Origin of the sequence: Pseudomonas sp. I3-I5 (assembly GCF_022699445.1) — a bacterium.
Lineage (GTDB): Bacteria > Pseudomonadota > Gammaproteobacteria > Pseudomonadales > Pseudomonadaceae > Aquipseudomonas > Aquipseudomonas fulva.
Map to the genome: position 1 here is coordinate 167,275 of NZ_CP093940.1, position 13,729 is coordinate 181,003.

Genomic DNA, 13,729 nt, shown 5'->3' on the forward strand with positions numbered 1-13,729 from the left:
CCGTGAACCGGCACGTGCTTCGTGTGGCGTGTGGCATGACCGTCAGGCGTCGATCAGGATGGAAGTGCCTGTCATCTCGGCAGGCTTCTCCAGCCCCAGCAGCTTGAGCATGGTCGGTGCCACGTCTGCCAGCACGCCGCCTTCGCGGACCTTGAGGTTGCGCTTGCCTACATAGATGAACGGTACTGGCTCGGTGGTGTGCGCGGTGTGCGCCTGGCCGGTGGATTCGTCTTCCATTTGCTCGACGTTGCCATGGTCGGCCGTGATGAGCGCTTCGCCACCGACCTTTTCAAGCGCCGCGACGATGCGGCCCATGCAACCATCCAGGGCCTCGACGGCCTTGACTGCCGCATCGAACACACCGGTATGGCCAACCATGTCACCGTTCGCGTAGTTCACCACGATCACGTCGTGACGCTGCTGCTCGATGGCTTCGACGATACGGTCGGTGACCTCGGGCGCGCTCATTTCCGGCTGCAGGTCATAGGTGGCGACCTTGGGCGATGGGATGAGGATGCGCTCTTCGCCTTCGAATGGCTCTTCGCGCCCGCCCGAGAAGAAGAAGGTGACATGCGCGTACTTTTCGGTCTCGGCGATGCGCAGTTGGGTCTTGCCGTTGTTCGCCAGGTATTCGCCCAGTACGTTGTGCAGGCTGGCCGGCGCGAAGGCGGCCGGCGCCGGGATCTTGGCCGAGTATTGGGTCAGGCCGATGTACGCCGCCACTTTCGGCAGGCGCGCGCGCGGGAACTCGTTGAAGTCAGGCTCGACGAACACGCGCGACAACTCGCGGGCGCGGTCGGCGCGGAAGTTCATGAAGATCACCGCATCGCCATCTTCGACCTTGACGGGCTCGCCGATGCGCGTGGCCTTGACGAACTCATCGCTCTCATCGCGGGCGTAGGCTGCTTCAAGGCCGGCCAGGGCAGTATCGGCAGTGTATTGCGCGTCACTGTCGACGATCAGGTTGTAAGCGGCGCTCACCCGGTCCCAGCGGTTGTCGCGGTCCATGGCGAAGTAGCGGCCGATGAGGCTGGCGATGCGGCCTTTGCCCAGCCGGGCGAAGGTGGCGTCAAGCAGCTCGATGGAGGATTGGGCGCTGCGCGGCGGGGTGTCGCGGCCATCGAGGAAGGCGTGCAGGTAGATTTTTTCGGCACCACGCTGCGCAGCCAGCTCGGCCATGGCAACGAGGTGGTCCTGGTGGCTGTGAACGCCACCGTCGGACAGCAGGCCGAGAATGTGCACGGCCTTGCCAGCGTCCGCCGCCGCATCGACCGCACCCGTGAGCACCGGGTTGGTGAAGAACTCGCCGTCACGAATGGCCTTGGTGACGCGGGTGAAGTCCTGGTAAACGACGCGCCCGGCGCCCAGGTTCATGTGGCCGACCTCGGAGTTGCCCATCTGGCCATCCGGCAGGCCGACATCCATGCCCGAACCGGAAATCAGGCCGTGCGGCTGGGTAGCCTGCAAGCGGTCGTACACCGGCGTGTTGGCGGCGTGGATGGCATTGTATTCAGGGCTTTCGCTGTAACCGAAGCCGTCCAGGATGATCAGGACCAGGGGTTTGGGCGTGCTCGTCATCAATCAAACTCACGGTTGTTCAAAGATGATAAAGACACGCATTTTAGGGCAAATGCGCCGGGTATGGGCGAATAATCGTCCTCGAACCCGACCGGTGCACCCATGCGGCAATGTGTAACGGCGCTTGATCGGCGCTCCGGTCAGGCTTTGGTGGCACCGGGCTGGTGTGTATACTGGCCGGCATTTTCAATCGCGTGGAACACCCCAGATGGTTGCTAACCTGATTCAATTCGCGACAAACCACTACCTCCTGGTGGCGATCTTCGTCGTTCTGCTGGCGGCCTTGCTGGTCAACGAAATCCGCCGTGGCGGGCAGAGCCTGAGCAATGGGCAACTCACCGCCCTGGTCAACGCCGACAAAGCGCTGGTGATCGATATCCGCCCGGCCAAGGAATATGCTGCCGGTCACATCGTCGGTGCGCTCAGCATCCCCCAGGACAAGCTGGCCACCCGCATGACCGAGCTCGAAAAGCACAAGGACAAGACCCTGATCGTGGTGGACGCGATGGGTCAACATGCCGGCACCGTGTGCCGCGACCTGCTCAAGGCTGGTTACAACGCTGCCAAGCTCAGCGGTGGCGTTTCCAGCTGGAAAGCCGACAACCTGCCTTTGGTGAAGTGATATGAAGCCTGTCATCGTCTATTCCAGCGACTACTGCCCCTACTGCATGCGTGCCAAGTACCTGCTCCAAAGCAAGGGTGTGGCATTCCAGGAAATCAAGGTCGATGGCAAGCCGCAGGTTCGCGCTGAGATGACCCAGAAGGCCGGCCGCACCTCCGTGCCGCAGATCTGGATCGGCAGCACCCACGTCGGTGGCTGCGATGAACTGCATGCCCTGGAGGGCGCCGGTAAGCTCGACGCGCTGCTGGCCGACTGATTTTTGCACTGCATTCCCAAACATTAGGATAAGGATCTGCCATGACTGACCAACAGACCACCGGCGCTGCTGCAGAAGACAACAGCCCTCAGTTCTCGATGCAGCGCATCTATGTGCGTGACTTGTCGTTCGAAGCCCCGAAAAGCCCGCAGATCTTCCGTCAGACCTGGGAGCCGAGCGTCGGGCTGGACCTGAACACCAAGCAGAAGGCCCTGGAAGGTGACTTCCACGAAGTGGTGCTGACCCTGTCGGTGACGGTCAAGAACGGTGACGAAGTCGCCTTCATCGCCGAAGTGCAACAGGCGGGTATCTTCCTGATCAAGAACCTGGATGCCGAGTCGATGAGCCACACCCTGGGTGCGTTCTGCCCGAACATCCTGTTCCCGTATGCTCGCGAAACCCTGGACAGCCTGGTGACCCGTGGTTCTTTCCCGGCCCTGATGCTGTCGCCGGTCAATTTCGACGCGCTGTATGCGCAAGAAATGCAGCGTATGCAGGAAGCCGGCGAAGCACCCACCGTGCAGTGATCGCCCGCTTCACCAAAAGCGCCCTCAGGGGCGCTTTTTGTTTGTCTGGCGTACAGTCCCACGCCGGCAGGCCCCGTAGGGCATTGCGCGGCTGCCTGACGCTAAGTCAGCTACCGGCAAACCCGTTCTGACGCCAGGCTTCGTACACCGTCACAGCTACCGTGTTGGACAGGTTCAGGCTCCGGCACCCGGGGCGCATGGGCAGTCGCAGTCGTTGTTCGGCGGGCAGGCTGTCCAGCACATCCGTCGGCAGGCCGCGGCTTTCGGGGCCAAACAGAAATGCGTCGCCAGGCTGGTAGGCCACTTCATGGAAAGGGTGCGAACCCTTGGTCGTGAAGGCGAAGAGCCTTGGCTGGCCCAGGCTTTCCAGGCAGTGCGCCAAGCTTGGGTGGCGCTTGAGCGTGGCATACTCGTGATAATCGAGGCCTGCGCGGCGCAAGCGCTTGTCGTCCAGTTCGAAGCTGATGGGCTCGATCAAGTGCAGCGCGCACCCGCTGTTGGCGCACAGGCGAATGATGTTGCCCGTATTGGGTGGAATTTCGGGTTGAAAAAGGATGACGTGAAACATGCACGGCTCCAAGCATGAAGATGGTGAGCATTCTACCCCTGAACCGGACGTGCGATCGAAAGCCTTCCCCAGGGTGATGCTTTCATTGGCAATCGTGGGCGTGATGATCGGTTTGATGATTGGCCGTCTGACCGCGCCCGTGGAGCGCGAGCTGCAGCAGGTGAGCGTGGCGCAAGATGGGTTGGTGTTGTGGTTCAACGCAGAACCCAAGCTGCATGGGGAGAATGTGGAAGGTACCGTGGCGTTGCTGTTTCAGGCCAAGGGCCGCCCCCAGCGAGGGCAGTTGACCGTGCGTGGCAAGCCGGTCAGCTGGCGGGTGCAGGACAGCCAGGAGGGCCTGCTGTTGACGGTGGTGGCTGCGCGTACGCTGCAGGGCCACTGGTCCAGTGAAGAAGTGTCTGGACGCTGGCGGGTGCAGGTGGACCTGCGCGAATAAAAGAGGGGATTCCCGGCCTGCCTGTACCAAGGTCCCCGAAACGTGTGCGTGAGCGAATAAAAGAGGGGTCACCTGGCCTGCCTGTACCAGGGCCCCCGAAACGGATGTTATTTGTCCTGTTGCAGGTGCCGTGCCAACTTCTGAGCCCCGCTATAACAGGGTGAAAAGGGGAAAACGGCCAGTGTTTGCGGCCATTTGTGCCTTCGGGCGGTGCGTCTGGCACAGAAACGGTGCAACCATGCGCCTAAATGAAAAAGGGCCGCGAAGCGGCCCTTTTCAGGTGTTCTGCAGTCGTCTACGCCTGGTGGTCTTCACCTTCCTCTTCGTCACCACCGGCTACGTTCATGCCTAGTTCCTTGATCTTGCGCGTCAAGGTATTGCGACCCCATCCCAGCAACAGTGCCGCATCTCGGCGCCGCCCGGCGGTGTGCTTGAGGGCCGTCTCGATCATGATGCGCTCGAAACTCGGAACGGCGCTGTCAAGCAGGCTGGTCTGCCCGCGCGCCAGTGCCTGGTCCGCCCACTGGCGCAGTGCTTGCTCCCAGTTGGTAACCGGTGCGGCATCCTGTGGCAGGTTCAACAACTCAGGTGGCAGGTCGCCGATCAATACCTCACGGCTCGAAGCCATTACCGTGATCCAGCGGCAGGTGTTTTCCATCTGTCGCACGTTGCCCGGCCATGGCAGGTTGCGGATGAACTCCTCGGTCTCTGGCTTGAGTACCTTGGGTTCTACCGATAGCTCCTGGGCCGCCCGGGCCAGGAAGTGGCGGGCAAGGGCGGGAATGTCTTCACGGCGGTCCGCCAACCGAGGGATATGAATGCGGATGACGTTCAGGCGATGGAACAAGTCCTCGCGGAACTTTCCGGCCTGCACCAGCGCTTCCAGGTTCTGATGGGTAGCAGCAATGATGCGCACGTCGACCTTGACCGGAATGTGGCCGCCTACGCGATAGAACTCGCCGTCGGCCAACACACGCAGCAGGCGCGTCTGGGTATCGGCCGGCATGTCGCCGATCTCATCGAGAAACAGCGTGCCGCCGTCCGCTTGTTCGAAGCGCCCTCGACGCAGGTTGGCCGCGCCGGTGAAAGCGCCTTTTTCATGGCCAAACAGCTCCGACTCCATCAGGTCCTTGGGGATCGCCGCCATGTTCAGGGCGATGAAGGGGGCGGCTGCGCGCGGGCTGTGCCGATGCAGCGCGTGGGCGACCAATTCCTTGCCCGTACCGGACTCGCCATTGATCAGCACGGTGATGTTGGAATGGCTCAGACGGCCGATGGCGCGGAACACCTCCTGCATCGCCGGCGCTTCACCGATGATTTCAGGGGTTCGCGCCAGGTTTTGTGGCACTTCCAACCCTTGCTGCTCCTGGGCGTGCTGGTTGGCACGCTTGACCAGGGCAACCGCTTCATCCACATCGAAAGGTTTGGGCAAGTACTCGAAAGCACCGCCCTGGTACGACGCCACGGCGCTGTCCAGGTCCGAGTGCGCGGTCATGATGATGACCGGCAGACGAGGGTGCTGGTCGCGTATCTGCGCCAACAGCTCCAGACCACTGGAGCCAGGCATGCGGATGTCGGAAATGATCACGTCTGGCTGCTGACGGGCCAGTCGGCCCATGACGCCCTCGGCGCTGTCGAAGCTCTGGGTGGTCATCCCTTCCTGTTGCAGGGCTTTTTCAAGGACCCAGCGAATGGAGCGATCATCGTCGACGATCCATACGGTTTCACTTCGGCTCATGAGGCGGTGGCTCCTTGTTCCAGGGGCAAATAGATAGAGAAGGCGGTGTGACCTGCGTGGCTTTCACACTCGATCAGCCCCTGGTGCTGACTGATGATGTTTTGGGTAATGGCCAGGCCCAGGCCGGTACCGTCCGGGCGACCACTGACCATGGGATAGAAAAGGGTATCCTGCAGCTCGGCAGGGATGCCGGGGCCGTTGTCGATGATCTCGACGCGCGCCACCAGGCGATGGCGCACGTGACCGATGGTGAACTGGCGCAGTGCCCGGCTGCGCAAGGTGATGCGGCCCAGGCGCAGCTCATTTTGCGAGCTGATGGCCTGCATGGCGTTGCGCACGATGTTGAGCACAGCCTGGATCATCTGTTCGCGGTCGATCAGCACGTCCGGAAGGCTAGGGTCATAGTCACGCGCCAGGGTGATGCAGCCCTGGCTCTCGGCCTCCACCAGGCTGCATACCCGCTCCAGCACCTCATGGATGTTGGTCATGGCCAGCGACGGCAGCTTGTTCGAGCCCAGCATGCGATCGACCAGGTTACGCAGGCGGTCAGCTTCCTCGATGATCACGTTGGTGTAATCGCGCAAGCTCTCTTCGGGTAACTGACGCGCCAGCAATTGTGCTGCACCGCGGATGCCGCCCAAGGGGTTCTTGATCTCATGGGCCAAGCCGCGCACCAGCATCTTGGTGGTCTCCTGCTTGCTTAGCTGGGCTTCTTCCTTGGTGATGCGCAGGAGGCGATCGCGTGGGTGGACCTCCAGCAGCAGCAGGGTCTGGCTCAGGTGCAGGATCGGTGTAACGGCATAGTCCACCGTGATGGTCTGCCCCGTCAGCGAGGTCAACTGGGCTTCACGCTTGGTAAAGGGGTGTGCCTGCTCCACGGCCTGGCGCAGCGAGCTCAACGCTTCGGTGGACTCGGTGAACAGCTCGCTGATGAACTGCCCGTGGCTGCGCTGGCCACTGACGGCCAGCAGCATTTCGGCGGCCGGGTTCATGTATTCCAGCCGCAGCTCGGCGTTGAGCAGCAGCGTGGCCGTGGTCAGGTTGTCCAGAAGCAGACGGTGTTGTGCATCACTGATGGTCATGGTGCGGCGTCGACCTCTTTCGGTGCTTGCTGGCAAAGGAGCCGCGCTGTGCGCGACACATCCAGTGGTTGCTGTTGGTCTGGAAATGCAAGAAACAAACCAAGGCGCCGAAAAGAGGCAGATTCGACAGGATCCTGTAACTTTTCGCCCAGATTCGCACCAGAAGACGCTGCATTAACGTTTCAGGTGCTTCATTTTGGAATAAATAACGGTGCAACCAGGTAATTGCTGCACCATTTTGGAGCATAGGGCTTTTACGAGGGATCGCAAAGCTGGCCAGTTGCCCTGATCATGCCCTGCTTCATCAGCGGTGCACTTGGCCGGCTTGCAATAGCGCTAGCTACGCGCTGCGCACAGGCCTGCCCGTCCTGACGCCTGAATGCCGCAAGCTGTTCAAGCAATTGACTTTCGAGCCTGTCCAGCTGCGGGCGAATGACCGTTTGCAGGTCCGCCCGCAGGTGGTGCGGCGCTTGTCCTGCCAAGCGCCATTGGTGCAGCAGGGTGTACTGCACAAGCTTGTTGGCTTCCATCTGGTCGGCAAAAAAGGCTTCGGTATCGTGCGGGGCCAGGCCAAACACAGGTGCAGCCACCTGCACGCGCATCAGGACCTCTTGCTCGCGTTCAGTGGCTTGCACGGGTTGCCCTTTGTCCCACTTGTGCAAGGCAACGGCCTGCGCAATGGCCAGGCGCTGCTCAATGGTAGCTAACAACGGCTCAAGAGCAGGGTGTTGCGGTGCAGCAGCAGTGCAGCCAGTCAAGCTGAACGCTGTAAACAGACAAAGCAGTCGATTGCGCATACAGGGTGCCTCCTAGGGGTGGAGGTCTGATTCTGAGAGGGATGGGCAACGCACCGAGGTAGGTAACTTCCGAAATGCCTGAAGTCCAAAACGCAAACGGCCTCCCAAGGGAGGCCGTTTCGATCCAGTCATCGGCGCCAGGCGCCGATCAGATCAGCAGCTGTAGTACAGCTCGTATTCCAGCGGATGGACGAAGGTACGGACCTTGATTTCTTCTTCGCTCTTGAGCTCGATGAACGCGTCGATGAAATCATCGGAGAACACGCCGCCCTTGGTCAGGAACGCACGGCCCTTGTCCAGCTCTTCCAGGGCTTCCTTCAGGCTGCCGCACACCTGTGGGATGTCCTTGGCCTCTTCAGGCGGCAGGTCATACAGGTTTTTGTCGGCTGCATCGCCTGGGTGGATCTTGTTCTGGATGCCGTCCAGGCCAGCCATCAGCAAGGCCGCGAAGGCCAGGTACGGGTTAGCCGATGGGTCTGGGAAACGCGCCTCGATACGGCGGGCTTTCGGGCTGCCGACATAAGGGATACGGATCGAAGCCGAACGGTTGCGTGCCGAGTAGGCCAGCATCACGGGTGCCTCGAAACCTGGGACCAGACGCTTGTACGAGTTGGTCGACGGGTTGGTGAAGCCGTTCAGGGCCTTGCCGTGCTTGATGATGCCGCCGATGAAGTACAGGGCGGTGTCGGACAGGCCGGCATAGCCTTCACCTGCGAAGGTGTTCTTGCCGTCTTTCCAGATCGACATGTGCACGTGCATACCCGAGCCGTTGTCGCCGTACAGCGGCTTCGGCATGAAGGTAGCGGTGCGGCCGTAGGCGTCGGCAACGTTGTGCACGACGTACTTGAGGGCCTGGACTTCGTCGGCCTTCTTCACCAGGGTGTTGAACTTGACGCCGATTTCGTTCTGGCCGGCGGTGGCCACTTCATGGTGGTGCACTTCGACCAGCTGGCCCATCTCTTCCAGTGCGTTGCACATGGCAGTACGGATTTCGTGGTCGTGGTCGAATGGCGGTACTGGGAAGTAGCCACCTTTGACGCCTGGGCGGTGGCCTTTGTTGCCGCCTTCGATATCGGCACCGGTCATCCACGAGCCTTGCTCGGAGAAGATCTTGAACATCGAGCCGGAGATGTCCGACTGGAACTTCACTTCGTCGAAGATGAAGAACTCAGGCTCCGGGCCGGCGAACACGGTGTCACCGATGCCAGTGCTCTTGAGGTATTCCTCGGCGCGCTTGGCGATCGCACGTGGGTCACGGTCGTAGCCCTGCATGCTCGACGGGTCGACGATGTCACAGGTAATGATCAGCGTCGGCTCTTCGGTGAACGGGTCCAGAACGGCAGTCTCGTCTACCGGCATCAGGATCATGTCGGAGGCTTCGATGCCTTTCCAGCCAGCGATGGAGGAGCCGTCGAACATCTTGCCGACTTCGAAGAAGTCTTCGTCCAACGCATCACGCGCCGGCATGGTCACGTGGTGCTGAGTACCTTTGGTGTCCGTGAAACGCAGATCAATCCACTTGACGTCATGATCTTTGATGAGCTGAACCGACTTCGACATGTTGTCCTCCGGATGGTCTAGGGCACGGTTGGCCGCCGCCCTGGAAAAAGGGTGTTGCCGGGCGCGGATAGTCGGCCAAGCTTACCTGCCTCACAAGGGAGCAAATTGCATGCCAGTGCCCGAAAATGGCGAGGTCGGGACAGAAGGGGGCGTTTGTGGGCATCTGGCTGGGGCTGCAGGGAGAAATGTGCACCCTTACGATGCGATTTTTTTAATTGTCGCACCAATAAGGTGCATTGGGTCGAATGGCGTTGAATGGGATCGTACTCGACGTATGAGGCCGACTGGATGCAATGGGCCGTCTGCCCAAGATCGCAGATACCGCCTTCAAGCCCCGACGCGCGGTGTCTGAAGTTGGCTTCCTGCATTTTTCTGCAAGCTTCTGCTCAAAAGTTGGTCAAATCCTGAGCAATTTCCGATATAATTCGCGCCCCTCATTTTCGGCAGGCCCTGCGCGCGCTGTAAACCAATGAAACTTATCGTCAAAGTCTTCCCAGAGATCACCATCAAGAGCCGGCCGGTGCGCAAGCGCTTCATCCGTCAGCTCGCCAAGAACATCCGCAACGTGCTCAAGGATCTGGATCCTGAGCTCGTGGTCGATGGTGTCTGGGACAACCTCGAGGTAATCACCCGCATCGAGGACGAGAAGGTTCAGCGCGAGATCGTCGAGCGCCTGACCTGTACACCGGGTATTACCCACTTCCTGCAGGTCGAGGAGTACCCCCTGGGCGACTTCGACGACATCGTCGCCAAGTGCAAGCAGCACTTCGGCCACCTGCTGGCCGGCAAGCACTTTGCGGTGCGTTGCAAGCGCGGTGGGCACCACGACTTCACGTCGATGGACGTCGACCGCTACGTGGGCAGCCAGCTGCGCCAGCAGTGCGGTGCGGCCGGCATCACGTTGAAGAACCCGGAAGTGCTGGTACGCATCGAAATCCGCAACCAGCGCCTGTTCGTGATCCACAACCAGCACCAAGGGATTGGCGGCTACCCGCTGGGCGCCCTGGAGCAGACCCTGGTCCTGATGTCCGGCGGGTTCGACTCTACCGTGGCCGCCTACCAGATGATGCGTCGCGGCCTGATGACGCACTTCTGCTTCTTCAACCTCGGCGGACGTGCCCACGAACTGGGCGTGATGGAAGTGGCACACTTCCTTTGGAAGAAGTACGGCAGCAGCCAGCGCGTGCTGTTCATCAGCGTACCCTTCGAGGAAGTGGTCGGCGAGATCCTCAACAAGGTCGACAACAGCTACATGGGCGTCACCCTCAAGCGCATGATGCTCCGTGCCGCGGCGCGAATGGCCGAGCGCCTTGAGATCGACGCGCTGGTGACTGGCGAAGCCATATCCCAGGTATCCAGCCAGACCCTGCCGAACCTGTCGATCATCGACTCGGCCACCGACAAGCTGGTGCTGCGCCCTCTGCTGGCGACCCACAAGCAGGACATCATCGACCAGGCCAACGCCATCGGTACCGCCGATTTCGCCAAGCACATGCCCGAATACTGCGGCGTGATTTCGGTGAACCCGACTACCCATGCCAAGCGTCACCGCATGGAGCACGAAGAAAAGCAGTTCGAGATGCAGGTACTCGAGCGCGCCATCGAGCGCGCCAAGTTCATCTCCATCGACCATGTGATCGATGAGCTGGGCAAGGACATCGAGATCGAAGAAGTGGCCGAGGCATTGCCGGGCCAGATCGTCATCGATATCCGCCACCCCGACGCCCAGGAGGACGAGCCTCTGGCGATCGACGGTATCGAAGTCCAGGCGCTTCCGTTCTATGCCATCAACAGCAAGTTCAAGCACCTGGACCCCACGCGCCAGTACTTGCTGTATTGCGACAAAGGTGTGATGAGCCGTCTGCACGCACACCACCTGCTCAGTGAGGGACATGCCAATGTGCGTGTTTATCGTCCGGCATAAGACGCCAGGGCTGTATGGCGGCAGCATCCGCCATCGCCCTCCCGACCTGCGGGCCCGCTGAGCCTCAAACGTACTTATTCGCCGCCTACACTGGCGGCAACCGAATCCTCTGATCGAGATACAGTTGTGATCGAAAATCTGCGTAACATCGCCATCATCGCCCACGTTGACCATGGCAAAACCACCCTGGTAGACAAACTCCTGCGCCAGTCGGGCACGCTCGAGCGTAACGAGCTCAACGACGAGCGCGTGATGGACTCCAACGACCAGGAAAAAGAGCGCGGCATCACCATTCTGGCGAAGAACACCGCCATCAACTGGAACGGCTACCACATCAACATCGTCGACACCCCCGGCCACGCCGACTTCGGTGGCGAGGTTGAGCGTGTGATGTCGATGGTTGACTCCGTGCTGCTGCTGGTCGATGCCCAGGACGGCCCGATGCCACAGACCCGCTTCGTGACCAAGAAGGCCTTCGAAGCTGGCCTCAAGCCAATCGTGGTCATCAACAAGGTCGACCGCCCGGGCGCGCGTCCTGACTGGGTTCTGGACCAGATCTTCGATCTGTTCGACAACCTGGGCGCCACCGATGAGCAGCTGGACTTCAAAGTCGTCTACGCCTCGGCCCTGAACGGCATTGCCGGCCTGGACCACACCGACATGGCCGAAGACATGACCCCGCTGTACCAGTCGATCATCGACAACGTACCTGCGCCTTCGGTTGACCGTGACGGCCCGTTCCAGATGCAAATCTCGGCACTGGACTACAACAGCTTCCTGGGTGTGATCGGCGTTGGCCGCATCGCCCGTGGTCGCGTCAAGCCGAACACCCCGGTTGTCGCCATCGACACCAATGGCAAGAAGCGTAACGGCCGTATCCTCAAGCTGATGGGCCACCACGGTCTGCACCGCGTCGACGTTGAAGAAGCCCAGGCTGGCGACATCGTCTGCATCAGCGGTTTCGACGAGCTGTTCATCTCCGACACCCTGTGCGACCCAACCGCCGTCGAAGCGATGAAGCCACTGACCGTTGACGAGCCAACCGTGTCCATGACCTTCCAGGTCAACGACTCGCCGTTCTGCGGCAAGGAAGGCAAGTTCGTCACCAGCCGGAACATCAAGGACCGTCTGGACAAGGAACTGCTGTACAACGTAGCCCTGCGCGTTCAGGAAACCGATTCTCCTGACAAGTTCAAGGTATCGGGCCGTGGCGAGCTGCACCTGTCGGTGCTGATCGAAACCATGCGTCGCGAAGGCTTCGAGATGGCCGTGGGCCGTCCGGAAGTGATCATTCGTGAAGTCGACGGCGTCAAGCAAGAGCCGTTCGAAAACGTCACCATCGACATCCCTGAAGAATCCCAGGGCAAGGTCATGGAAGAGATGGGCCTGCGTAAGGGCGACCTGACCAACATGGTTCCGGATGGCAAGGGCCGTGTGCGCCTTGAGTACAACATCCCGGCCCGTGGCCTGATCGGCTTCCGTAACCAGTTCCTGACCCTGACCAACGGTGCAGGCATCCTGACCTCGATCTTCGATCGCTACGACACCATGAAGTCGGGCCAGATGTCCGGCCGTCTGAACGGTGTACTGGTGTCGGTCGAAACCGGCAAGGCCCTGACCTACTCCCTGGAAACCCTGCAAGCGCGCGGCAAGCTGTTCGTCGAGCACGGTCAGGAAATCTACGGTGGTCAGATCATCGGCCTGAACAGCCGCGACAACGACCTGGGTGTGAACCCGACCAAAGGCAAGAAGCTCGACAACATGCGTGCTTCGGGCAAAGACGAAGTCATCGCCCTGGTACCGCCAGTGCGTCACACCCTGGAACAGGCCCTGGAATTCATCCAGGACGACGAGCTGTGCGAAGTCACGCCGAAGTCGATCCGTCTGCGCAAAAAGATCCTGGACGAAGGCGAGCGTACCCGCGCTGCCAAGAAAGCCAAGAACTGAGTTAGCTCAGGCTGAATGAAAACGCCCCCGGTCGAAAGGCCGGGGGCGTTTTTGTTTGTCTGGCGACTCGTTGTCCTGTCGGCGGCCAGCGCGGCTCCAGCGGTATGCAAATACCGACAGGTTATCGACCCCTATTGGGTCTTAGCGCCCAACCACCTTCGGCTTGTACGCACAATACCCCGGCCGTGGCCCGACCTTCGGATGGTTGCGGCAGGTGTCGGGGCGCTTGTCATAAATGGTGCACAGGCGGCTCTTACGATCCAGGTACATGCAATCGTCGTTGCTCATGCGCGTCAGGGTGAAGATGCCCGACTTCTGGTTGAAGCGCTCGATGATGCCTTCTTTCTGCAAACGCTTGGCCACGTTTTTAGGCGGCTCGTCTTGTTCGAATTCATCCACCACGCCGATGCGGATCAGGTCCTTGATCTTGACCTCCACCGGCAAGGTGCAGCAAGTTGAATGGCAGCCGCCGCACATGTGGCTGGCATAGCGCTGCCAAGTCTCCAGGCGGTCGACTTCGGCAGCGGCGATCAGGGTCGTTTTCATCGTTTTATGAGGCGGATCACGGTATAGGGCGCGCGATGATACCGGAATTGCTCAATTTATGAACAATTTTATGACCGGTTGCATGCGGCCACGCAAATACTCGAACACTGGTGATTGCGGCCGGTCGAAGCGTCTAGGCTCAACATTT

The 13,729-nt window shown here is 60.5% G+C and carries 13 protein-coding genes; 6 read left to right on the forward strand and 7 right to left on the reverse strand.

The genetic code is table 11. From position 1 onward, the window contains the following. Positions 1 to 42 precede the first annotated feature (42 nt). The gene (gpmI, locus tag MOP87_RS00715) at positions 43 to 1,578 is read right to left on the reverse strand and encodes a 2,3-bisphosphoglycerate-independent phosphoglycerate mutase (protein ID WP_242810012.1); all 1,536 of its coding nucleotides are present in this window, start codon (positions 1,576 to 1,578) and stop codon (positions 43 to 45) included. Between the two features lie 208 nt (positions 1,579 to 1,786). On the opposite strand from gpmI, the gene MOP87_RS00720 reads away from it, so the two are divergent. The 3 genes from MOP87_RS00720 to secB are packed head-to-tail and all read left to right on the forward strand — an operon-like array spanning position 1,787 to position 2,983. After that, complete coding sequence (locus MOP87_RS00720) at positions 1,787 to 2,200, forward strand: rhodanese-like domain-containing protein (protein ID WP_181073863.1); 414 nt, start codon at positions 1,787 to 1,789, stop codon at positions 2,198 to 2,200. Between the two features lies 1 nt (position 2,201). After that, complete coding sequence (gene grxC, locus MOP87_RS00725; protein WP_027914077.1) at positions 2,202 to 2,456, forward strand: glutaredoxin 3; 255 nt, start codon at positions 2,202 to 2,204, stop codon at positions 2,454 to 2,456. 41 nt (positions 2,457 to 2,497) lie between these two features. Continuing rightward, positions 2,498 to 2,983: a protein-export chaperone SecB gene (gene secB / locus MOP87_RS00730; RefSeq protein WP_023532907.1), complete on the forward strand. Its 486-nt coding sequence runs from the start codon at positions 2,498 to 2,500 to the stop codon at positions 2,981 to 2,983. A gap of 106 nt (positions 2,984 to 3,089) precedes the next feature. On the opposite strand, the gene trmL is transcribed toward secB, so the two are convergent. Then, positions 3,090 to 3,551, reverse strand: a complete 462-nt coding sequence (gene trmL, locus MOP87_RS00735; RefSeq protein WP_027914076.1) for a tRNA (uridine(34)/cytosine(34)/5-carboxymethylaminomethyluridine(34)-2'-O)-methyltransferase TrmL — start codon at positions 3,549 to 3,551, stop codon at positions 3,090 to 3,092. Here trmL and MOP87_RS00740 point away from each other — a divergent pair. Further along, positions 3,550 to 3,987 (forward strand): hypothetical protein, encoded by a 438-nt coding sequence (locus MOP87_RS00740; protein WP_027914075.1) that lies wholly within the window; start codon positions 3,550 to 3,552, stop codon positions 3,985 to 3,987. The two genes, trmL and MOP87_RS00740, sit on opposite strands and share 2 nt — an antisense overlap. Before the next feature lie 295 nt (positions 3,988 to 4,282). Here the strand turns inward: MOP87_RS00740 and ntrC are convergent, their stop codons facing one another. From ntrC to glnA, 4 genes are all read right to left on the reverse strand, one after another. Further along, entirely contained in the window at positions 4,283 to 5,725 is a 1,443-nt protein-coding gene (ntrC, locus tag MOP87_RS00745) for a nitrogen regulation protein NR(I) (protein ID WP_027914074.1), read from the reverse strand. After that, positions 5,722 to 6,807, reverse strand: coding sequence for a nitrogen regulation protein NR(II) (glnL, locus tag MOP87_RS00750; protein ID WP_027914073.1), 1,086 nt, complete (start codon positions 6,805 to 6,807; stop codon positions 5,722 to 5,724). Before glnL ends, ntrC begins: the two co-directional genes overlap by 4 nt. Before the next feature lie 254 nt (positions 6,808 to 7,061). After that, entirely contained in the window at positions 7,062 to 7,604 is a 543-nt protein-coding gene (locus tag MOP87_RS00755) for a chorismate mutase (protein ID WP_110606977.1), read from the reverse strand. A gap of 153 nt (positions 7,605 to 7,757) precedes the next feature. Then, complete coding sequence (glnA, locus tag MOP87_RS00760; protein ID WP_023532915.1) at positions 7,758 to 9,164, reverse strand: type I glutamate--ammonia ligase; 1,407 nt, start codon at positions 9,162 to 9,164, stop codon at positions 7,758 to 7,760. Positions 9,165 to 9,633: 469 nt separating this feature from the next. Between glnA and thiI the strand changes: the two genes are divergently transcribed. Then, positions 9,634 to 11,088 carry a tRNA uracil 4-sulfurtransferase ThiI gene (thiI, locus tag MOP87_RS00765; protein WP_027914071.1) on the forward strand — a complete coding sequence of 485 codons (1,455 nt, stop codon included), beginning with the start codon at positions 9,634 to 9,636 and terminating at the stop codon, positions 11,086 to 11,088. Positions 11,089 to 11,214: 126 nt separating this feature from the next. After that, positions 11,215 to 13,035: a translational GTPase TypA gene (typA, locus tag MOP87_RS00770; RefSeq protein WP_023532979.1), complete on the forward strand. Its 1,821-nt coding sequence runs from the start codon at positions 11,215 to 11,217 to the stop codon at positions 13,033 to 13,035. A 141-nt stretch (positions 13,036 to 13,176) separates the two neighbouring features. On the opposite strand, the gene MOP87_RS00775 is transcribed toward typA, so the two are convergent. Further along, a complete protein-coding gene (locus MOP87_RS00775; protein WP_242810013.1) occupies positions 13,177 to 13,581 on the reverse strand; it encodes a YkgJ family cysteine cluster protein in 405 nt (134 codons plus the stop codon). Between the last annotated feature and the right edge of the window lie 148 nt (positions 13,582 to 13,729).